Source organism: Virgibacillus necropolis (assembly GCF_002224365.1).
Taxonomy (GTDB): Bacteria; Bacillota; Bacilli; order Bacillales; family Amphibacillaceae; genus Virgibacillus_F; species Virgibacillus_F necropolis.
On record NZ_CP022437.1, the window covers coordinates 2,648,433 to 2,670,754 of the forward strand.

Genomic DNA, 22,322 nt, shown 5'->3' on the forward strand with positions numbered 1-22,322 from the left:
CATGAAAGCTTATAAATAATGAAGCACTACAACTACTTTTTTACAAATCGAGTTAGAAAAAATCCATCTGTATGGTGTGTATGAGGAAACAATTGTAACCCTTCGTCCGAAATACCAACACCAGTTGCTAAAAATGATGGTAGGTCATCAAAAAATGTCTGGTCTATTCTATATTCTGGATGGCTTTCTAAGAAACTATTTACCACTTGATTATTTTCTACTTTATCAACTGTACATGTTGTATACATTAAATAACCACTTTCCTTCAGAAGGGGTGCGACTTCATTTAAAATGTCAAATTGAATTTGTGCTAAATTATCAATATCTGATTCTTGTTTCGTATACTTTATTTCTGGTTTACCCCGAATGACTCCAAGCCCCGAACATGGAGCATCAACTAGAATACGATCAAAGCTTTCATCTTTATGTACATCCTGTAATTTTCTAGCGTCTGCTTGTTTTGCATCGATAATTGTTAGATTTAACGTTTTTGCTTTATCGTTAATTGACCTTGCTTTTTTGGCATGTAGATCATATGCATGTATTTTTCCTTGATCGTTCATTTTTTCAGCAATATGTGTAACTTTCCCTCCTGGTGCACTACAAGCATCCAATACTACCATATCACTTTTAGGGTCAAGCATTTCTGCAACCAACATCGAACTTTGATCTTGAACGGTTACATATCCTTCTTTAAATAACGTTGTCTTTAAAATATTACCTTTGTTTACAACTATTCCTTGGCTTGAGAACATTGATTCTTCAACTTCAAAGTTCAGTTCTTCCAAACGTCTCATTGCCTCTTCACGGCTTATCTTCATGGGCTGTATACGAACAGAAGTACCTTTTCGTTCTAAATTGGCTTCACACATTTGTTTCGTTATGTCTATACCATACATGTCTATCCAACGCTCCACAAGCCATTCTGGATGACTGGTTTCAATTGATATCTTTGTTGAAGGTCTGTCAATTGTAGATGTATCTGGATAGCCATTCCGTTGAATATTACGCAGGACTCCATTTACTAGGGCCGCGATCCCTTTATGGCCCCTTTGTTTCGCAATTTCCACCGCTTCATGTATGATTGCATGATCTGGTACTTTGTCTAAGAAAGCCATTTGATAGACAGACATACGTAATAACATACTAACCCAAGGCTTCATTTTTTTATCTGAATTAATGTACGGTTTAAGATAATAATCTAGCGTTAATTTTCGTTGTAACGTTCCATAAACGATTTCAGTTAATAGACCAGCATCGCGTTCTGTGACTTGATTACGTTTAATTTCATGGTCTATTAGTAAATGACTGAAGCCACTGTCCCCATCTATCCGAAGTAATAAATCTAATATTATCTCACGTAATGAATTATTCAAGTGAATCACCTAATTTTGTTCCGATTTTCAACCGATCCGGTGAACCTAGTAAAAAATCTTTAACTGCCATTCTTTTCTTCCCAGCAGGTTGTATTTCCGTAATCCTTAATCCTTTTTTATTGCCACATACGACTAATAAGGATTCATTGTTTATTATATCTACTATTTCACCAGGATCTCCCTTGTATTCATTATCATCTAAGTCAGCCGCCCAAATTTTTAAAGGCTTTCCTAGATACTTAGTAAATGCAACAGGCCAAGGGTATAGCCCACGAATTTGATTATAAATTTCACTATTGTTTCGTTCCCAATCAATTTTTTCTTGGTCACGCTTAATGTTACTCGCAAATGTAGATTTTGCATGATCCTGCTCAACTGGCGTAATTTCACCTCTAAACAGTTTAGGTAATGTATCAATAAGCAATGTTGCGCCTACACCTGCTAATTTATGATGCATGGTACCTACGTTATCGTTAGTTTCAATAGGAACTTTCGCTTGCGTTAGAATATCGCCCGCATCAAGTTTTTCTACCATATACATAATCGTTATACCTGTTTCTGACTTACCCTCTATAATTGCATGATGAATAGGTGCTCCCCCTCTTAGTTCAGGTAATAAAGAAGCATGAACATTAATACAACCGAAAGATGGTACGGTGAGTAACGGAGGCGGCAATAATTGCCCATATGCAGCCGTTACAATTATATCAGGTTGTAAATCAATAATCTGTTGGTAGTTATCGGCTAGCTTTTCTGGTTGAAACACAGGAATATTTTGCACCATCGCCTCCGTTTTAACAGGAGAGGGAGTCATGACCTTTTTCCTTCCCTTAGGACGGTCCGGCTGTGTAACGACTAATGCTATGTCATAGCCATTTTCAACAAGTGCTCGTAAAATTGGCACAGAAAAATCTGGGGTTCCCATAAATATAATTTTATTCATCATCTAACCTACTTTCTAAATCTTAGCTTTTCTCACATCATTTGGTATGGTTGCATATCAACTGAAATTAATAAATCATCTTTGCGAATATCTGCCTCATATTGATTCATTATGTTCTGTATGATTGTTCTTAATGTGGGCTCATTTTTGTATTTTACCATACACTGGTAACGATACCTATCTTTGATACGTGCCATTGGTGATGGTGTTGGCCCTAAAATGATTGTTTCTTCCTTAACTGAATTTAATAATGATTGCACTATTTTTTGTGTTGTTTGTACGACCTTCACTTGATTGGGATGAGAAACGGTGATAAGCGCTAAAAATACATATGGTGGATAATGGAATGTCTTCCGCATTGCCATTTCCTTCAAGTAGAAATCAGTGAAGCTATATTGACTCGCAAGCTCAATACTATAATGATCTGGCGTGTATGTTTGCACAATAACCTCACCAGGTAATTCATGTCGACCTGCTCGTCCACTGACCTGGGTCAATAGCTGAAACGTTTTCTCCGATGAACGAAAGTCTGGTAAATGGAGCATCGAGTCAGCTGTCATTACGCCAACTAATGTTACATTCTCAAAATCTAACCCTTTGGCGATCATCTGCGTTCCTAGCAAAATATCTGCTTCACCATTTCCGAATTGATTTAATAGTTTTTCATGTGCACCTTTTCTACGTGTCGTATCCACATCCATGCGAATTACTCTAGCTTCAGGAATAAGCTGTGTTAGTGCTTCTTCAACCCGCTGTGTACCTGTCCCAAAATAACGAATTAAATCACTGGAACATTCTGGACAGATTGTCGGCATTGGTTCTTCATAGGAACAGTAATGGCATTTTAATTGATTTGAGTTCTTATGATAAGTGAGCGCAATATCACAATGAGGACATTCCTTTACATGACCACAATCCCGGCACATAACAAATGTCGAGTAACCCCGCCTGTTTAATAAAAGGACAATTTGCTCATTTTTTGCGATACACGACTCAACTTTTTCTTTTAATTTTCTAGAAAACATGGTTCGATTACCTTCATGTAATTCATTACGCATATCAACAATTTCCACTTCAGGCATTGCTTTCTCGTTTGTTCGTTTACTTAACGTTGCGAGTTGATATACACCTTTTTTTGCTCGAGCATAGGATTCTAACGTGGGTGTTGCGCTACCTAAAATTACCGGACAGTGATGATAGTTACCGCGTTCAATTGCAACATCTCGTGCATGATATTTAGGCTGATCCTCTTGTTTATAGCTGGTTTCATGTTCTTCATCAATAATGATGATACCTAAGTTCTCAAAAGGAGCGAAAACAGCTGACCTCGCACCAACAACTACCTTCACCTTTTGTCGGTAGATTTTACGCCATTCATCATACTTCTCGCCACTGGACAACGCGCTGTGCATAACAGCAACATCTGAACCAAATCTTCCTTTGAAACGATGAACCATTTGCGGTGTGAGTGAAATTTCAGGAACCAGTACAATTGCTTCTTTCCCATTTTCAATAACATCACTAATCGCTTGAAGGTAAATTTCTGTCTTGCCACTACCAGTAACGCCATGCAATAAAAAAACATCATGTGAGTTATCTGCAATTGTTTGTTTAATAGGTTTAATTGCTTGGTTTTGCTGGTCAGTTAGCGTAAGTGGTTCAGTTCGCTCAATTGAAGCATCATCATAAGGGTTCCGGTAGACTTCCATTTTTGTTGAAACCAATAACTTTTTATCTAGTAATGATTTAATCGTAGCAGCACTTGTATTAATTTTAGACATCAATTGTTTTTTCGTGATAGCCTCTTTGTTTTGAATGAAATATGCCAGTAATTCTCGTTGTTTCTTCGCTTTGTTTGACATATCATTATATGCTTCCTCTAGCAAATGATCAGTAATTGCCGGTTTAATCATTGTTTCCGTTTTTTTGGTTATTCTTGATTTAACCAGGTAGTCTACTGAAATATCGCCGTTGTTAATGGCTTTTAAAAGTTTCTGATAGCGAATGGTTGATTGAGCAAATTCCTCGTATGGAACAATATCGCGACCCGCAAAAAGCGATTCCATGGCAGGGTCAAGCTCCTCATCAGTCATTCGAACTAGTTCTTTTTTGTATTGTGACTTTAGTACTTGAGGTAACATTACTTGATAAGCAGTAATAAATAAACTGACGGTTTCCTCAGCGAGCCATTGGCCAAGTTCCAATAGCTCGTTTGTTAATACAGGTGTTAGATCAAGTACATCTAGGACTTCTTTCAATTTAACATGTGATGATGATATAGATGTGATTTCCATAACAAAGCCCATGATTTTTCTTGGACCAAATGGAACAATAACACGCATACCTGGTACTAACACATGTTCAAGACGACTAGGGATGGCGTAATCAAAAGTCTGATTAATTTGTTTAGCTGGCACATCTACGATAACTTTTGCGATACTCACAATTTACCATCCTTCATATCTCGAACAATAAATCCAAGTACTTGCAACGCCAAATCCTTCTTGGAAGATAACGGGATTTCCTCGGGTTGCAAAGACTTATTCACATATGTAGCGATGTTCGTGTCACTTTCAAATCCAGCTCCATGAGCGGAAACATTGTTGATGACAATTGCATCTAAATTTTTCTTTTGCAACTTTTCAACACCATATTCTAGTGGGTTGGTTGTCTCAGCAGCAAATCCAACTAGGAATTGATGGTTCTTTTCAGCACCTAACGACTGTAAAATATCCTGCGTTCGTTCCATTTCTATTTTCCAATCACCCGGTTGCTTTTTCATTTTTTCAACAAATGTGTTTTTCGGACGGTAATCAGCAACAGCAGCTGATTTAATTACAATATCGTTTTCTGAAAAATTGTCATGCATGGCCTGAAACATTTGTTCAGCAGTAATTACATCAATTCGTTTTATAGTAGAATTGACTGAATCTATATTTACTGGACCAGCCACGAGGGTAACTTCTGCACCTAATTCTTTAGCAGCTTCAGCAAGTGCAAATCCCATTTTTCCAGTTGACCGATTTGTAAAAAAACGAACAGGATCTATCTGTTCTCGCGTTGGGCCTGCCGAAACTAATACCTTTTTACCGTACAGTGGACCTCTAATTTGTTGAGAGTTTTGGTGATTAATTACTGTGTTTATGATACTCTCTGGCTCTTCTAAGCGACCTTTTCCTACATAACCACAAGCTAAAAATCCTGCACCAGGTTCAATAAAATGGTAATTCCATTCCTCAAGCTGTTTCATATTCTTTATTACTGCAGGATGCGCGTACATATGAACGTTCATCGCTGGTGCTATATAGACATCAGCTTGAGTAGCAAGCAAAGTGGTAGACAACATGTCATCAGCTATACCATTTGCTAGTTTACCAATACTATTTGCTGTTGCTGGAGCAATAATCGCTATATCTGCCCAATCTGCCACATCTATGTGCGCTATTTTTTGAGGATTCTTTTCATCGAAGGTATCTATGTAAACTGGATTTCGTGATAAAGCCTGAAATGTAAGAGGAGAGACAAACTTCGAGGCATTTTCTGTCATCATTACTCGAACATTCGCTCCTGCTTGTGTTAGTTTACTCGTCAATGCACAAGCTTTATATGCAGCTATTCCTCCAGAAACGCCTAAAAGAATATTTTTATTTTCCATCATTTTTTAAGCCCCTTCTATTAGTGCGTGTTCAAAAAGTTGCCAAATTAGAAACAAGAAGTTCGAGGCGGCGTAGTCCCCGAGACCAGAATGTAGGCTATTCCTACATGAGGACCGGAAAGGCAAGTAAAGCGAAGAAATTCGCCGTTTATCATTTGGTGACTTTTTGAACAACCTCTATTACTATTTCTTTTCTTAGTTATACCATAGATTGAACCTATTTCTAAAGTACAAAACCTCTAATAATAATCAAAACCCCTCGCAAAACAAAGCGAGGGGTTTCATTTTTTCAAGAGCAAAGAAAGTATAAAATTTTGGCGATTATCTGTCTAGCGCAAGCGCCCTAGACACTCGAGACATAAGCAGTTCGCTTACGCGCGAGCAAAGCACCCACACTGCACCGCTCTGCTTATGCTTGTCGTGTCTTTCAAGGCGCTTGCGCTTTTCTTATTTCTTAGTAACAAACAATTTATCCGCTAAAACTTCTTCCAATGCAATACCCACTTGTTTATATGATGTAGGGTTTTCAATTAACAAGGAATTTGAATCCGTATCTAGCATTTGTCTTGCGCGTCGTGCAGAAAGTGTTACCAATGTGTATTTTGAATTAATTTTTTCTTGAAGCTTATCGATTGACGGTTCTAGCATCATGAGATTTCGTCCTCCAGTAATTGTTTATAGTGTTGTTCAATTCGTTCTTTCTTGCTTCTCTGTACTAATTATTGACATTTTTCACCTATTCTAACAGTTGGTTTTGTATTAGTACCGTTTCAACTATTATTCGTCTGAGACCTCATCATGACTTAATACACGCTGACCAACTGTTTCTGGCTGAACAGCTGACAATACAACATGATCACTGTCTGTAATTATAACAGCTCTTGTCCGTCTTCCATATGTTGCGTCGACTAATTTGTTGGTTTCCCTTGCGACTGTAATTATTCGTTTTATTGGTGCTGATTCTGGTGATACGATGGAAATAATGCGATTTGCAGATACTACATTACCAAATCCTATATTTATTAATCTTAAACTCAAAACTTGCTTCCCCCTTAGTTGTACCTGAACATTTATCTCTATTTTAGATATATAAGTATAGTATAATCAATAAGGATTGCAATACTCAAACTTTAAAGTAGTAACTCTATCTATTATACATACTTTACTAAAAAAGAAAAACTCCTTTCCTTAAAATATAAGGAGAGGAGCAATTATTTTTCAGTCTTATCTATTTGTACGTCACTGACCAGTAGCCTCCGCTTTTCTTATTTCTTAGTAAATCCGAAAAATACGGTTGGTATTGCGCTTAAGGCTAGGATGAATATCCAATCTCGAATTCCTAAGAAAACAGTGTGGAAGATTGGTTGTAATGGTTCAAAATAGATTACACATAATAACATCGCAATGGATGACAACACTGCTAGTACTAAATATTTATTGCCAAATGGATTCCGAGCAAATACAGAACGATCACTTCGGCAATCAAATACATGGATCAATTGAGCCATGACTAGTGTCGTAAAAGCTACAGTTTGACCATAAACCAAATTGTCTGGGTTTCCTTGATAGGTCACCATAAAGCCAATTAACGTAACTATTCCAATTAAAATACCTCTACTAACTATTTTAAAGCCCAGTCCTCTGGCAAAGATTCCTTCTTTCGGATGTCGTGGTTTTCGGCTCATAACATCTGCTTCTGGTTTATCGAGTCCCAGTGCCATAGCTGGAAGACCGTCTGTAACTAGGTTAACCCATAAAATTTGTACTGGAACAAGTGGTAAGGGAAGTCCTAGCAATACGGCAAATAGCATAACTAATATTTCACCGACGTTCGATGCCAATAGGTAACGAATGAACTTTCGAATATTTTCATAAATATTTCTGCCCTCGTTAATTGCATCTTTTATCGTTGCAAAGTTATCATCCATTAAAATTAACGATGAAGCCTCTTTTGCCACGTCTGTTCCACTGCGTCCCATACTAATTCCTATATCACTTGCTTTAATTGCGGGTGCATCGTTTACCCCATCACCTGTCATGGCCACAATATGGCCATTTTGCTGAAAGGCATCAACAATTTTAAGCTTGTGTTCAGGTGTAACCCGTGCAAATACATATACACGATCGATGATTTTTATTAATTCATCAGATGACAATTGATTTAATTGATAACCATCTAGGACGAGTCCATCTTCAGGTAACAAATTTAAATCGGTTGCAATCGCTCGTGCCGTTTTCTCATGATCACCCGTAATCATAACAGTTTTAATGCCAGCTTCTTTACAATCCTGGATTGCTGCCTTCACTTCTTTTCTAGGAGGATCGATCATGCCATACAAACCAATAAATGTTAAGTCATTCTCAAGCAAACCTTCATCGGTCTCTCTAGTTGACATAATGGGTTTAATGGCAATGGCAATTGTCCGTAATGCTTTATCCCCCATTCCATTAATCGCATCATTTATCCTAGCTTTATCAGCAGCCTTCATCAACCGTTTTTCATTATTAGATAATATAAAGTTGGATCTTGGTAACAGTACGTCAGGAGCCCCTTTGGTAATGAGAAATTGACGCTTATTTTCATCCTCTACTACCATACTCATACGTTTTCTAGTTGAATCAAACGGTATCTCTTTAACTATCCTGTACGATTCTCCATCAGCTTGTGTTAGTCCTAGTTTTCTTGCCGCAACAAGAAGCGCACCATCTGTTGGATCACCATTAACATAATTTTTCCCTTTCTTTACTAGCAAAGATGCATGATTACACAACATTCCATACAGAAGCATTGACTTCAGATGAGGGAATTGATCATCGACTTTGGTATTAGTTGAATAATAATCCCCTATTGGATCGTAGCCGTCACCTGTTACAACTAATTTTTTATCATTTAGATAAACCTCTTTAACCGTCATTTGATTTTCGGTCATTGTCCCTGTTTTATCGGAACAAATAACAGATGCAGATCCGAGAGTTTCAACCGCTGATAGCTTTCGTACAATAGCTTTCTTTTTTATCATTCGCTGAACACCGAGTGACAGTGCAACAGTAACGATTGCGGGAAGTCCTTCTGGTATCGCCGCCACGGCTAAAGATACACCTGCTAAAAACATATTATAGACTGGATGTCCTTGGAAGACTCCTACACCTACAACTAATGCAGTCAAGATTAGAGCAACGATTATTAGGATTTTACCTAGCTCTGCAAGCTTATGTTCTAACGGTGTGATTGTTTTCTTTGTCTTAACCATAAGTGATGCAATTTGCCCCATCACCGTATTCATACCCGTTCCGACAACAATACCTGTTCCCGATCCGCGTGTTACTAAAGTCCCCATGAACGCCATATTCGACTGATCCTGAGGACCCAATTCATCTTTGTTAATCAATTCAGCATGTTTTGTTACTGGGAGTGATTCACCTGTTAAAGATGATTCTTCTGTTTCCATACTTTTCGAATCTATCACTCGAATATCTGCTGAAATTCTATCCCCACTTCTCACCTGAATCACATCACCAACAACAATATCCTTGGATGGTATTCGTTCCCACGTCTTGTCCCTTAAAACATAGGCAAAAGGTGCAGATAATTCCTTTAGCTTGGCCAACGATTTTTCAGCCTTTTGTTCTTGAAAAAACCCAATAAAGCCATTTACAAAAACGATGACCATAATTGCTATTGCATCGATATACTCGCCTAGCAACCCCGCAATTAAAGTTGCCGCTAACAAAACTAATACCATAAAATCCTGAAATTGCTTAATAAATATTAACCATTTTGCAGTTTGTTTCCCTGCATCAAGTTCATTGTACCCATGCTGTTTCCGTCTAGTTTCTATTTGTTTTGATGTAAGTCCTTTCTCAGTTGTTACGTGAAGCTTTTGTTCAAGTGTTTCCTTGTCTAATTGATACCACTGCAAAACACACCCCTCCAATTTAAGCCCCAATTCTTATCAAAAAATTGATAATTTTAGCCTTCTCTTAACGATATGTATGCAGACTTGTCCTGAAAAATGCTATAATTAAAGCATGAGGTGATCGCATGCCATTTGATGGAATAGTTACTAGAGCATTAACAAACGAATGGAACACGCAAATTGTTCCAGGAAAAATAAACAAAATTTATCAACCGACAGACACTGAAATTGTTTTCACCATACGAAGCAATGGGAAAAATCATACATTATTATTTTCAATTCACCCTATGTATGCGCGCGTACATATTACGAATGATACCTATACAAATCCTAAGGAAGCTCCAATGTTTTGTATGATACTTCGTAAATATCTATCCGGTGCAGTTATAGAGTCGATTAACCAGTATGGAATGGAACGTATCCTAACGTTTACCTTTAAAACGAGAAATGAAATTGGGGATGTTACACACAAATCACTCATAATCGAATTGATGGGCAAACATAGTAATCTAATGCTGGTTGATCAAGAAAAAGGACATATTATCGATAGTCTAAAGCATATTTCACTAGCTCAAAATCGCTACAGAACGATATTACCGGGACATGAATACATCCTTCCGCCACATCAAGACAAATTAAATTTACTAGAAATTGACGCGGAAGAATTCATCCAAAAGATTGATTTCAATCAAGGGAAAATAGAAAATCAGATTTTGCATACACTTAGTGGTGTTTCACCAGTTGTTGCTCAAGAAATAGTAGGACGAGCTAAGCTTGGATCACAACAGACGTATATGAAGGTTTTTGCAGATTTAAAAAACACAATACAAAATGGTGATTTCAATCCAGCTATTTATCGAAATAGAAAAGAAGATTTTCATGTATTATTACTTGAAACTGTTGGCGGTGATAAAGAAGCATTCACTACCACCAATGAAATGCTTGATGTTTTTTTCTCTGGAAAGGCAGAACGTGACCGTGTCAAACAACAAGCAAAGGATCTTTATCGTTTCATAAAAAATGAAAAAGACAAAAATGAACGCAAAATGAAAAAGCATTATCAAACCATTAAAAAGGCAGATAATGCAGATAAGTTCCAACACTTAGGTGAGCTGTTAACTGCAAATATGCACCTTGTAACAAAAGGGGATACGTCCGTTGTTGTTACGGACTATTATGATCCTGAACAACGAGAACTTACGATTGATTTAAATCCAAATAAAACACCAAGTGAGAATACGCAAGGCTTTTTCAAAACCTATCAAAAGTTAAAAACATCAAAAAAGGTAGTTGAAAAAGAAATTAGAAAGACAAAAGAGGAAATCAGTTATCTCGATCAATTGTTACAACAGATTGATGTGGCTCGAGAAGAAGATATTGAAGAAATACGTGAAGAGTTACGTGATGAAGGATATCTAAAAAAACAACGTACCAAACAGAAGAAGAAAAATAAAAAAGGATTGCCTAAACCAGATGCTTATCAAGCTACTGATAGAACGCAGATTCTTGTAGGAAAAAATAATAAACAAAATGAATACGTTACAACTAAATTGGCTCATCGTGATCATATCTGGTTGCACACAAAAGACATTCCAGGTTCGCATGTTGTCATTCAAGACAAAAGTCCAAGTGAAGAGACATTATTAGAAGCTGCTCAATTAGCTGCCTATTTTAGCAAGTCACAACAGTCTTCTTCTGTTCCAGTTGATTACACGTTGATTCGACATGTTAAAAAACCAAATGGTGCAAAACCTGGATTTGTAACATACGACAACCAAAAAACACTTTTTGTAACACCCGATAAAAATATGGTAGATACCTTAAGGGATAATTTGAAAAACGGATGACTCGTAATTGAGTCATCCGTTTTATCTCAGGTAAGCTATTTTAAAGAGCTTTTGCATTTAACGTTACATCCACATTACCACGAGTTGCTTTGGAATACGGACAAACTTCGTGAGCATCTTCCACTAGCTTGTCTGCTTCTTCTTGACTAACACCTTCTATAGAAACATTCAGTGTTGCTGCAATTTTAAAACCGCCATTTTCCTCATCTTTACAGAAACTAACTTCTGCAGTAGTTTCCGAGTCAATTTTTTTATCTTGATTGGATGCAACTAGATTTAATGCTCCATCGAAACAAGCAGAATATGTTGCTGCGAATAATTGTTCAGGATTTGAACCCTTATCTTCTTTATTTGTAGCTGGATTAACTAAATTTAAATCTATTAATCCATCCTCAGATTTCACATGACCATCACGGCCGTTTTTTGCTGTTGCTTTTGATGTAAAAATTACCTTACTCATATAATTAGCACTCCTCTTTATTATGAATATATAGTACTATTCCACTAAGTTTTCTCTACTAAACATAAGAGGATGCTCAAAAAGTCGCCAAATGATAAATGGCGAATCTCTTCGTTACTCGGTTTTTCCAGTCCTCACGTATTAAGGGCATAGAGGAACTTCTACTAAAACCGTCCACGTCCTGTGGACAACATAGAAGTCAGCACATCGTGTGCAAGTCCGGTCCTCAAAACTCTCGTGCCTCGACCTTCTTATTTCTAATTCGGCGACTTTTTGAACACGCAATTATATATATTTTTTATGTAATATTGTCTCAAGAAATTTCTCTACTTGCGGTAGTTTCCTAACCTCTTCTTGGTAGCAAACCCATGTACTTCTTGTCACGCTTTGATTGTTTAGAGTTAAAGCTACGTGCGGATATTCATCCATCATCGTATCGGAAACGCTTTTTGGTAGAACAGCCATTCCGAGGCCCTGCTTCATAAATTGTTTACATGTCTCAATTTGATCAACCCGTATCGTTTTGAGTGGTTTAATATGATGTTGATGATGATATAACCAGTTATCAACCAGTTCATGCATACTATCATCACTCTTAAACGCAATTAATGGACGTTCTTTTATCTTGTTTTTTGGAAATGACTCTGTATCAAAAATATACAGTGGATCTTCAAATATACAAGAACATGTACTCTCCCTCAACTTTTCCCCTCGAATGATCGAAACATGATAATTTTTATGGTCACGCTTGATATCCTCACTGATACCAGTGACAAGATCAATTCCAACATTTGGATATGCAGCAGTGTATTCAGCAAGCATAGCCGGCAAATAACGTTGACTAATGAGTGATGAACAGGCAATAGATAACGTACCTTGAACCTTCTCACTAGATTCGAGTAAACTATTTTTTAACACCTCTTCACGGTCAACGACAGTCCTTGCATGGTTTATGATCATTTCTCCAACTGGTGTAAGAATTAGCTTTTTCGACGTCCGAATAAAAATCGTTTGGCCAAAGTATTCCTCTATGTATTTAAGACGTTGTGTTACAGCTGGTTGCGATATTAAAATTGCTTTTGCAGTACCACGAATCGTACCAATTTCATTTAACTTCAGTAATAAAATATAATCATCAATCTTCATTTTATATCCCCCACTAGATAAGTATTTGTTATTACTATTGATTATAAACTAGTATTTTACTTATTTCATGTCTAAACATATGATAGTAGTATCAAGTCATTCCTATATATGGAAAGAAGGAAATCACATGAATGAGAAAGAAAACGTTAAAAGCGTGTTTGCCAAAAATAGTAATGCCTATGTAACAAGCTCGACGCATTCGAAAGGTTCCGATTTACCCTTACTTGTTAAATGGTTACAACCTGAACCAAGCATGATTGCTCTTGATATTGCAACAGGTGGCGGTCATGTTGCAAAACACCTTTCTAAGCACGTTGCCAAAGTCATAGCATCAGATCTAACCAAAGAAATGTTGGATAACACTGCAAACCATTTATCCTCCTACGAAAACATTATGTATAAGATTGCGGATGCTGAAGAATTACCATTTGAGAACAATACGTTTGATATCGTGGCATGTCGTATTGCAGCACATCATTTTCCAAGTCCCGAAAAGTTTATTTCTGAGGTTTATCGTGTGTTGAAACCAAATGGGAAGTTTATATTTATTGATAATATTGCCCCAGAGGATAGTAGATTCGATGAATTTGTTAACACATTAGAAAAAATGCGTGATTATAGCCATGTTCGATCACATTCTATTTTAGAATGGAAAGAACTTTTTACCAAGTATCAGTTAACTGTAATGAAGGAACAGGTTAGGAAGAAAACATTGCCTTATCAAGAGTGGATTGACCGAACCTTAGACAGTGATGAAGCGAAAAATAAGGTTGGGTCCTATATAGTAGAAGCATCTAGTAAAGTACATGACTATTTTCAAGTTGACATTAATCAAGGTGAGATACAATCATTTACAATTGACGAATGGATGGTAATGTGCGAAAAATAGAAAGGATGACCACTATTCATAAAGGAGCGTAGTGGTCATCTTTTTTTATGGTTGTTTTCGTATAGTTCGTTGCTCATACACCAAAGTCTATATAAAATGCGACGTAATTGCTGGTTTTGGTGGTTGGACAATCGTTCCGGAAATCCACTTCGCTTTCCGTGGGCTCGCGTTGAGCCTCCTCGATCGCAAAGACCGCTCTCTGCGGGGTCTCATCGTCTTCGCTTTCGAGGCCACTGAAAAAGTTAAATATAGTACAAAATATGCGGATCTACCATCGCACCCTCGAATATACTTTGCTTTCCGCGGGCGAGTGTCGAGCCTCCTCGGACTGCCGTCCTGCGGGGTCTCGCCGATCTCTTACTTCCCGCAGGAGTCTCCGTATAATCGAGGGTGCTAAGTTGATGTGAAAAGTTAAATTTTAAAAATCCACTACTTTTTCAGTGGCCTCTTCGCTTTCCCACAGGAGTCTCCGTGGATTTCCTTCACTGGGTTTTTGCTTGAAAATTTCAATTTAACTTTATCACTGGTTGCTTTTATTATAAAATAGCCTTCAATTTATGGCAGTTGATTGGAGCGGAGGGCAGTCGACTCCTGCGGGAGGATAGGCATAGGTGAGACCCCGCAGTGCGGAGCACGAGGAGGCTCACCAGCCGCCCTAAGGTGCGCGGCTGCCCGCAGCGGAAATCAACAGCACTTACGTCATAGTCTATAGATTTTGTGTCAAAAACAACAATCTTTTAGAAAAAAGCCTTTTTATAGATCATTACGCCAATCCTGCAATTTTTCCTTTTCCTCACCACTAATTGTCCCGTTCTCCACTAATAGTGAAAGGACTTCTTCATAATTCGTTATCGTATCAAAGTCTAATTTTGCATCAGAAAACGCTTCAACAGATTTTTCTAATCCATATGTAAAAATGGCAAGAACACTTAACACTTCTGCATCTTCATTGATAAGCCCTTGAGCCGCTTCTATCGATGATCCTCCTGTTGAAATTAAATCCTCAATCACGACGACTCGCTGACCTTTTTCAACATGTCCTTCAATTAGGTTACCTTTACCGTGGCCTTTTGGTTTTGACCGTACATAAACCATAGGTAAATTAAGTTCATCAGCAAGCCATGCAGCATGTGGTATGCCAGCTGTTGCACACCCGGCGATTACTTCTGGCTTTATTTCCATATTTTCAATTATCTCGGCAAATCCCCGAACTATTTTGTTACGAATAGCTGGATATGACATGGTTAAACGATTGTCACAATAAATAGGTGATTTCAATCCAGATGTCCACGTAAAATAATTATCTGTTTTAATTTGAATAGCTTTTATGTCCAAAAGATCTTTTGCTATTTCATGACTTAAGCTCATGTTGCCACTCCTCACTCACTTTATTGTATGCTTTTCTAGGATCAGTGGCTTTTGTAATGGTACGCCCAAGCACCAATATGTCCGCTCCACTTTCTTTTGCAATTTTTGGCGTTGCAACACGTTTTTGATCATTAACATCTGAATCACCTAATCGAATTCCAGGTGTCACAGTCAGGAAAGATGCGCCACATATATGTTTAATAGCCTTTGCTTCATGAACAGAGCATACTACCCCGTCCGCTCCATTTTGTTTAGAAAGATCTGCAAGATGAAGCACATTATCATTTAAACTTCCTGGTATTCTTAATTCACTGTTCAATGCTTCATCATCCATTGATGTAAGCACCGTAACCGCAATTAGCTTTGTCACGTGGTCAGCAGTAGAACCCGATACTAGGCCGTCTTTTGCACGCTGAATCATTTCACTTCCACCGAGTGCATGAACATTTACCATATCGACTTCGAGTTGTGCGATATTTTTCATTGCCTTCATTACCGTTGTTGGTATGTCGTGTAGTTTTAGGTCAAGAAAAATAGCATGATTAGCTTCTTTTAACTTTTCAATCACATGTGGTCCCTCACGATAAAATAATTCCATACCAACCTTCACTGGTACACCGTGAAATTCATACCTATCGATAAATGCTTTAGCCTCTTTCCATGTAGGAAAGTCTAGTGATAAATACATGCTTTTATTCATGCCTGATGCCCCTTTCCAATCGCTTCTTCTACCGACGTAAACCCATACTTTTTTAGTGCACTTGGTAATTGTTCAATTAATTCTGGACAAATGAACGGATTTTGGAAATTTGCCGTTCCAACAGCTACTGCACTAGCACCCGCTAATAAAAACTCAATGACGTCGTCTATAGTGGTAATCCCACCCATTCCGATAATTGGTATCGAAACATGTTGTTTTACTTCGTATATCATGCGAATAGCAACAGGCTTTATAGCTGGGCCAGATAATCCACCTGTTTTATTAGCTAATAATGGTCTTTTGCTAGGCAGGTGTATTTGCATTCCTGACAAGGTATTAATCATCGATAGACCATCTGCTCCTGCTTCTTCTACTGCCTTGGCCATTGAAACAATATCTGAAACATTTGGTGATAGTTTCACATAGACTGGTAGATTACTAGCTTCTTTCACAATTCTAGTGACGTTCGCAGCCATTTCAGGATCTGTTCCAAATTGAATGCCACCCTCTTTAACGTTTGGGCATGAAATGTTTAACTCCAATGCATGAACAGATTTCGTGTGATTAAATGCTTCTGCTACCTTCTCGTATTCTTCTATCGTACTACCAGCAACATTCGCAATAATTGGTACCTGATGCTTGGCCAGAAATGGAACTTCTGTCTCGATTATTTTATCGACACCTGGATTTTGTAGCCCAATGGCATTCAACATTCCGCCTGAAGTTTCTGCTACACGCGGTGTTTTGTTACCAAAACGAAGCGTACCTGTAGCGGCTTTCATCATAACAGCACCAAGTTGATGTAAGTCGTAAAAATCACTGTATTCACGACCAAATCCAAAACATCCTGACGCTGGCATAATTGGATTCTTCAATTGTAAGCCAGGTAGATTCACGGCTAATTCAGTCATAACCTCACCTCGTTTGCGGCAAAAACTGGACCGTCTTTGCATATTTTTTTATATCCACCGTGTTCATCTGTCGGAATGACACAAGCGAAACATGCACCAACACCACACCCCATTCGCTCTTCAAGTGAAATATAGCCTTTTTGACCTTTAAGTTTATCCGTGACTGCTTGAAGCATTTGTAGCGGACCACATGTGTAATAACAATCATATTCGCCTACTCCATCCAATACATCTGTAACAAACCCATGATGACCATAGGAACCATCATTTGTTGTAATGACTGTTTTACCAAGTTTATTGAATTTCTCTTCATAAAAAATGCTATCAGAAGTTTGATATCCTAAGACAGACTTTATTATCACACCTTGTTCGGCCAGTTTTTTTCCAAGGCAGTACAGCGGCGGGATTCCTATCCCGCCACCTACTAACAACACCGTTTTGTTTTCATTATTATCTACAGTAAAGCCATTACCACCCGGACCTAAGGCACTTATTTGCATTCCTTCTTGGTACCTGGATAATGCTTTAGTGCCCTCGCCAAGTTGTTTAAATAAGACTGTTATTGTTTCATTCACTCTATCAATGTTCGCAATCGATATTGGACGTCGTAATGTATGACCCTCAACTCCGATATGCAGGAATTGGCCAGGTTGTGCTGTTTTGCTAATATAGGTATTTTGAAGCACCATTTCCGTTGTTTCACGTGCAATTTCAGTCGATTTAACGACCGTTAGATTTTCTTTTTTCATCATGATAGAACAACCTTTTTATCTGTCATTGGTTTTGCACTAAATGTTGTTGAATCAATTACATGAAGAATCGCGTTTGCCGTATCAAGACTTGTTAAACAAGCAATTCCGTGTTCCACTGCTTCCCTGCGAATCCTAAATCCGTCTGACCGTGGCTTTTTACCAGAAGTTAACGTATTGACAACGAACTGTACATCGCCATTTTCAATGATTGACAAGACATTCGGTTTATCTGAGCCGATTTTCGCTACCTCAGTAACAGGAATACCATGTCCTTGAACAAAAGTAGCCGTTCCGGATGTTCCATATAAATGAAAACCTAATTGGTGAAAGCGTTCTGCTATTTCAAGTGTTTCTTCCTTATCCTTATCAGCCACAGTCAATAATACAGCGCCTTCTTGAGGTACTTTTACCCCTGAAGCAATTAATCCTTTATATAAAGCTTTTTCTAATGTTTTATCATGCCCAATTGCTTCCCCTGTTGATTTCATTTCTGGTCCTAAAATGGTATCTACACTTCGTAACTTTTCAAATGAAAATACGGGCACTTTTACAGACACACTTTTTTGTTCAGGCAAAATCCCAGACGTATATCCCATTGATTTTAAAGATTCTCCCAAGATACATCTTGTTGCAAGATTGGCCATCGTTACACTAGTAACTTTACTTAAAAACGGGATGGTTCGACTTGCTCTTGGATTTACCTCAAGTACGTATACACCATCTTCTCGAACAATAAACTGAATATTGATTAACCCTTTAACATGTAACTCACGCGCAATTTTCGTTGTTGCTTCCATGCATTTCTGTTTAACTGTTTCACTAATTCGCTGCGGTGGATATACGGCAATGGAATCACCTGAGTGCACACCTGCACGTTCGATATGTTCCATAATACCAGGAACGATTGTTGTTTCTCCGTCACTAATTGCATCAACTTCTACCTCTATGCCTGTGATGTATTTATCTATTAATATTGGATGTTTGTCATCTGTACTGTTGGATTTTGCTAGGTACGCATTTAACTCCTCATCGTCATAAACAATTTCCATCCTGCTTCCACCAATTACATAGGATGGTCTAACCAAAACTGGATAACCAATTTCATTTGCCACATCCAGCGCTTGATCCAGTTTTAATACGGATTTACCTTTCGGACGTAATAAATCTAGGTCATTTAATAGCTGTTCAAATTTATCACGGTCTTCTGCTTTATCAATTGCTTCCAAATTCGTTCCTAAAATTTTCACACCACGACGTTGTAGTCCATCCGCTAGGTTAATAGCTGTTTGACCACCGAATTGAACGATAACACCTTCAGGCTTTTCTAGATTAACAACATGCATGACATCTTCGAGTGTTAACGGTTCAAAGTATAATTTATCAGATATGCTAAAATCAGTTGAAACAGTTTCTGGATTGTTATTCATAATGATAGCTTCATAACCCATTTCTTTAATGGCCATTACGGAATGAACTGTCGCGTAATCAAATTCAATTCCCTGTCCGATTCGGATTGGTCCTGATCCTAACACGAGAATTTTTTGGCGATTAGATTGAACGGATTCATTTTCCTCTTCATACGTGCTGTAGAAATATGGTGTTTCCGATTCGAATTCAGCTGCACACGTATCAACCATTTTATAGACAGGCGTTAAATCGTACTCCATCCGTAGTGCATAGATTTCATCTACTGTTGTTTCCCAAACACGTGCAATGTGAGCATCAGAAAAACCTAGCTTTTTAACCGTTTCTATCAATTGTAGATCATTTTTATTTTCATGTAATTCACGTTCTAACTCAATTAAGCGGCAAATCTTAACAAGGAAGAAACGATCAATTTTCGTATGTTCAAAAATTTCATCTACCGTCATTCCTCGTCTAATCACTTCTGCTAAAACGAATAACCGTTCATCATCAGCTTTTTTTAACCGATGTTTTAGTTCATCTGTAGACAAATTAGTAAGTGATTTCAACCAAAGATCTTCTGTTCCGATATCAAGTGAGCGTACACCTTTTAAGAGTGATTCTTCAAAATTCCGACCAATTGCCATAATCTCGCCTGTTGCTTTCATTTGTGTTCCCAAATTACGATCTCCTGTGGTAAATTTATCAAATGGAAATCGTGGTATTTTGGTAACAACATAATCAAGGGACGGCTCAAAACATGCATATGTTTTACCCGTAATTGGGTTCATAATCTCATCTAAGGTTAATCCAACCGCAATTTTTGCTGCTACTTTAGCAATTGGATAACCAGTAGCCTTAGAAGCTAACGCAGACGAACGACTTACTCTAGGGTTCACTTCGATAATAAAATAATTAAAGCTAGTTGGATCAAGTGCCAGTTGAACATTACAACCACCTTCAATTTCTAATGCTCGAATAATTTTAAGTGAAGCATTTCGTAATAGTTGATATTCCCGGTCACTAAGTGTTTGGGATGGCGCTACTACAATGGAATCACCAGTATGAATACCTACAGGATCAACATTTTCCATATTACATACAACGATTGCTTGGTCATTCTTATCACGCATTACTTCATATTCAATTTCTTTAAAGCCAGCAATGTTTCGTTCAATTAGACATTGGTTAACTGGAGATAGTGATAACCCGTTTCGTGTAACGTCTCGAAGCTCTCGTTCTGAGTAGCACATTCCTCCACCAGTACCACCTAATGTGTAAGCTGGTCTGACAATGAGCGGAAAGCCTATTTCCTTAGCAAAATCTGTAGCTTGTTCAACTGAATTAACAATTCTACTTTCTGGAACTGGTTCATTTAATTCATGCATTAAGGAACGAAACAATTCCCTATCTTCGGCTTTCTGTATCGCATCTAATGATGTTCCAAGGAGATTTACGTTATATTCTGTTAAAATACCAGTCGCTTCAAGTGCTACTGCTAGATTTAATCCCGTTTGCCCTCCTAGTGTTGGTAGCAAAGCATCTGGTTGTTCCTTACGAATAATTTTTGTCAAAAACTCCACCGTTAGTGGTTCCATATATACGTGGTCTGCTACTGTATGATCAGTCATAATTGTTGCAGGATTGGAGTTCGCTAAAATCACTTGATAGCCTTCTTCTTTAAGTGCCTGACAAGCCTGTGTACCCGAATAATCAAATTCCGCGGCTTGTCCGATCACAATTGGACCAGATCCAATTACTAGGATTTTTTGAATTGCTGTATTCTTAGGCATACATCTCCTCCTCATTTTTGGCCTGTACTTGTTCAATTACGTTTAGGAAGTTATCGAATAAGTGATTGGTATCTTCTGGACCTGGTGAGCTTTCTGGATGATATTGCACCGTAAATGCTGGATAGGTTTTATGTTTAATACCTTCTACCGTATGATCGTTTAATGCTAGTTGAGTTAAGACTAAGTCTGTTTTCTCCAAGGTATCTGGTCGAACGGCGTAACTGTGATTTTGTGATGTTAAATATGTTTTGTTCATTTCTAAATCTTTTACAGGATGATTTGCACCGCGGTGACCAAATTTCATTTTTACTGTATCTGCTCCGCATGCTAAAGCGAACAATTGGTGGCCTAAACAAATCCCAAATAATGGAATTTTACTAATGACCTCTTTAACCATCTCAATCGCTTCAGGAACGTCTTTTGGGTCCCCTGGGCCATTTGTTAACATGATTCCATCTGGCTTTAGCCGAATGATATTTTCTGCACTATAGTTATATGGAACAACCGTTACATGGCAATTCCGCTTTGTTAATTCACGTAAAATACCGTGTTTCATTCCGAAATCTACTAATACAATCCGGTGCCCACGTCCAGGTACGACATATGGCTTAACTGTTGATGTTTGCTTAACTTGATCAGTCATCATAGGCTGGTTATTTAATTCGTTTAAAAGTTCTTCTTTTGATTCAGTTGCATCAGCAATTAACGCTTTCATCGTTCCATGCTTTCGAATAATCTTGGTTAATTTTCTAGTATCAATTCCGGATATACCCGGAATGTCATTTGCCTTTAAATATGAACTTAAGGTTTCCCCACTTCTGAAATTAGATGGGTAATCACATACTTCCTTCACGACAAAACCATGAATAAAAGGTGTCACCGTTTCAAAATCGTCTCGGTTAATACCATAGTTTCCAACCAAGGGATATGTCATTGTTACTATTTGTCCACAGTAGGATGGATCAGTAATTACTTCTTGATAACCAGTCATTCCCGTGTTAAAAACAACTTCTCCTGATTTCTTTCGATCACTTCCAAATCCTTCACCACTAAATACAGTTCCGTCTTCTAAAATCAGCTGTCGTTTTGCCATCAGTATCCTCCTTATAAAGTGAAACTTCATTCAGTGGCAAGTTCCTTTTTCCCCCACTAAATCAACCT

At 37.9% G+C, this 22,322-nt stretch carries 17 protein-coding genes; 2 read left to right on the forward strand and 15 right to left on the reverse strand.

What is annotated here, in order from left to right; genetic code table 11:
* Positions 1-32: 32 nt before the first annotated feature.
* The 7 genes from rsmB to CFK40_RS12775 all read right to left on the reverse strand — a co-directional run bounded on the left by rsmB (position 33) and on the right by CFK40_RS12775 (position 9,894).
* Positions 33-1,376, reverse strand: a complete 1,344-nt coding sequence (rsmB, locus tag CFK40_RS12745) for a 16S rRNA (cytosine(967)-C(5))-methyltransferase RsmB (RefSeq protein WP_089532665.1) — start codon at positions 1,374-1,376, stop codon at positions 33-35.
* The gene (gene fmt, locus CFK40_RS12750) at positions 1,369-2,319 is read right to left on the reverse strand and encodes a methionyl-tRNA formyltransferase (RefSeq protein WP_089534384.1); all 951 of its coding nucleotides are present in this window, start codon (positions 2,317-2,319) and stop codon (positions 1,369-1,371) included. Before fmt ends, rsmB begins: the two co-directional genes overlap by 8 nt.
* 32 nt (positions 2,320-2,351) lie before the next feature.
* Positions 2,352-4,763 (reverse strand): primosomal protein N', encoded by a 2,412-nt coding sequence (gene priA / locus CFK40_RS12755; protein ID WP_089532666.1) that lies wholly within the window; start codon positions 4,761-4,763, stop codon positions 2,352-2,354.
* Positions 4,760-5,977, reverse strand: coding sequence for a bifunctional phosphopantothenoylcysteine decarboxylase/phosphopantothenate--cysteine ligase CoaBC (coaBC, locus tag CFK40_RS12760; protein ID WP_089532667.1), 1,218 nt, complete (start codon positions 5,975-5,977; stop codon positions 4,760-4,762). The genes priA and coaBC overlap by 4 nt, the downstream gene beginning before the upstream one ends.
* Before the next feature lie 444 nt (positions 5,978-6,421).
* A complete protein-coding gene (gene rpoZ / locus CFK40_RS12765; RefSeq protein ID WP_089532668.1) occupies positions 6,422-6,625 on the reverse strand; it encodes a DNA-directed RNA polymerase subunit omega in 204 nt (67 codons plus the stop codon).
* Between the two features lie 126 nt (positions 6,626-6,751).
* Positions 6,752-7,012 (reverse strand): extracellular matrix/biofilm regulator RemA, encoded by a 261-nt coding sequence (remA, locus tag CFK40_RS12770; protein WP_089532669.1) that lies wholly within the window; start codon positions 7,010-7,012, stop codon positions 6,752-6,754.
* Positions 7,013-7,239: 227 nt separating this feature from the next.
* Positions 7,240-9,894 carry a calcium-translocating P-type ATPase, SERCA-type gene (locus CFK40_RS12775; protein ID WP_089532670.1) on the reverse strand — a complete coding sequence of 885 codons (2,655 nt, stop codon included), beginning with the start codon at positions 9,892-9,894 and terminating at the stop codon, positions 7,240-7,242.
* Positions 9,895-10,016: 122 nt separating this feature from the next.
* On the opposite strand from CFK40_RS12775, the gene CFK40_RS12780 reads away from it, so the two are divergent.
* A complete protein-coding gene (locus CFK40_RS12780) occupies positions 10,017-11,738 on the forward strand; it encodes an Rqc2 family fibronectin-binding protein (RefSeq protein ID WP_089532671.1) in 1,722 nt (573 codons plus the stop codon).
* 40 nt (positions 11,739-11,778) lie between these two features.
* Here the strand turns inward: CFK40_RS12780 and CFK40_RS12785 are convergent, their stop codons facing one another.
* Both CFK40_RS12785 and CFK40_RS12790 read right to left on the reverse strand, forming a co-directional pair.
* Positions 11,779-12,198, reverse strand: coding sequence for an organic hydroperoxide resistance protein (locus tag CFK40_RS12785; protein WP_089532672.1), 420 nt, complete (start codon positions 12,196-12,198; stop codon positions 11,779-11,781).
* A 285-nt stretch (positions 12,199-12,483) separates the two neighbouring features.
* The gene (locus tag CFK40_RS12790) at positions 12,484-13,344 is read right to left on the reverse strand and encodes a LysR family transcriptional regulator (RefSeq protein WP_089532673.1); all 861 of its coding nucleotides are present in this window, start codon (positions 13,342-13,344) and stop codon (positions 12,484-12,486) included.
* A 127-nt stretch (positions 13,345-13,471) separates the two neighbouring features.
* On the opposite strand from CFK40_RS12790, the gene CFK40_RS12795 reads away from it, so the two are divergent.
* Positions 13,472-14,233 carry a class I SAM-dependent methyltransferase gene (locus tag CFK40_RS12795; RefSeq protein WP_089532674.1) on the forward strand — a complete coding sequence of 254 codons (762 nt, stop codon included), beginning with the start codon at positions 13,472-13,474 and terminating at the stop codon, positions 14,231-14,233.
* 753 nt (positions 14,234-14,986) lie between these two features.
* On the opposite strand, the gene pyrE is transcribed toward CFK40_RS12795, so the two are convergent.
* Genes pyrE through CFK40_RS12825 form a run of 6 tightly spaced genes read right to left on the reverse strand, consistent with a single transcriptional unit; the run spans position 14,987 to position 22,254 of the window.
* A complete protein-coding gene (gene pyrE / locus CFK40_RS12800; protein ID WP_089532675.1) occupies positions 14,987-15,601 on the reverse strand; it encodes an orotate phosphoribosyltransferase in 615 nt (204 codons plus the stop codon).
* The gene (pyrF, locus tag CFK40_RS12805; protein WP_089532676.1) at positions 15,585-16,301 is read right to left on the reverse strand and encodes an orotidine-5'-phosphate decarboxylase; all 717 of its coding nucleotides are present in this window, start codon (positions 16,299-16,301) and stop codon (positions 15,585-15,587) included. The genes pyrE and pyrF overlap by 17 nt, the downstream gene beginning before the upstream one ends.
* Positions 16,298-17,212 carry a dihydroorotate dehydrogenase gene (locus tag CFK40_RS12810; RefSeq protein WP_089532677.1) on the reverse strand — a complete coding sequence of 305 codons (915 nt, stop codon included), beginning with the start codon at positions 17,210-17,212 and terminating at the stop codon, positions 16,298-16,300. The genes pyrF and CFK40_RS12810 overlap by 4 nt, the downstream gene beginning before the upstream one ends.
* Positions 17,209-17,964: a dihydroorotate dehydrogenase electron transfer subunit gene (locus CFK40_RS12815; protein WP_089532678.1), complete on the reverse strand. Its 756-nt coding sequence runs from the start codon at positions 17,962-17,964 to the stop codon at positions 17,209-17,211. The genes CFK40_RS12810 and CFK40_RS12815 overlap by 4 nt, the downstream gene beginning before the upstream one ends.
* Complete coding sequence (gene carB, locus CFK40_RS12820; RefSeq protein WP_089532679.1) at positions 17,961-21,161, reverse strand: carbamoyl-phosphate synthase large subunit; 3,201 nt, start codon at positions 21,159-21,161, stop codon at positions 17,961-17,963. The genes CFK40_RS12815 and carB overlap by 4 nt, the downstream gene beginning before the upstream one ends.
* Positions 21,154-22,254, reverse strand: a complete 1,101-nt coding sequence (locus CFK40_RS12825) for a carbamoyl phosphate synthase small subunit (RefSeq protein WP_089532680.1) — start codon at positions 22,252-22,254, stop codon at positions 21,154-21,156. The genes carB and CFK40_RS12825 overlap by 8 nt, the downstream gene beginning before the upstream one ends.
* Positions 22,255-22,322: the final 68 nt, after the last annotated feature.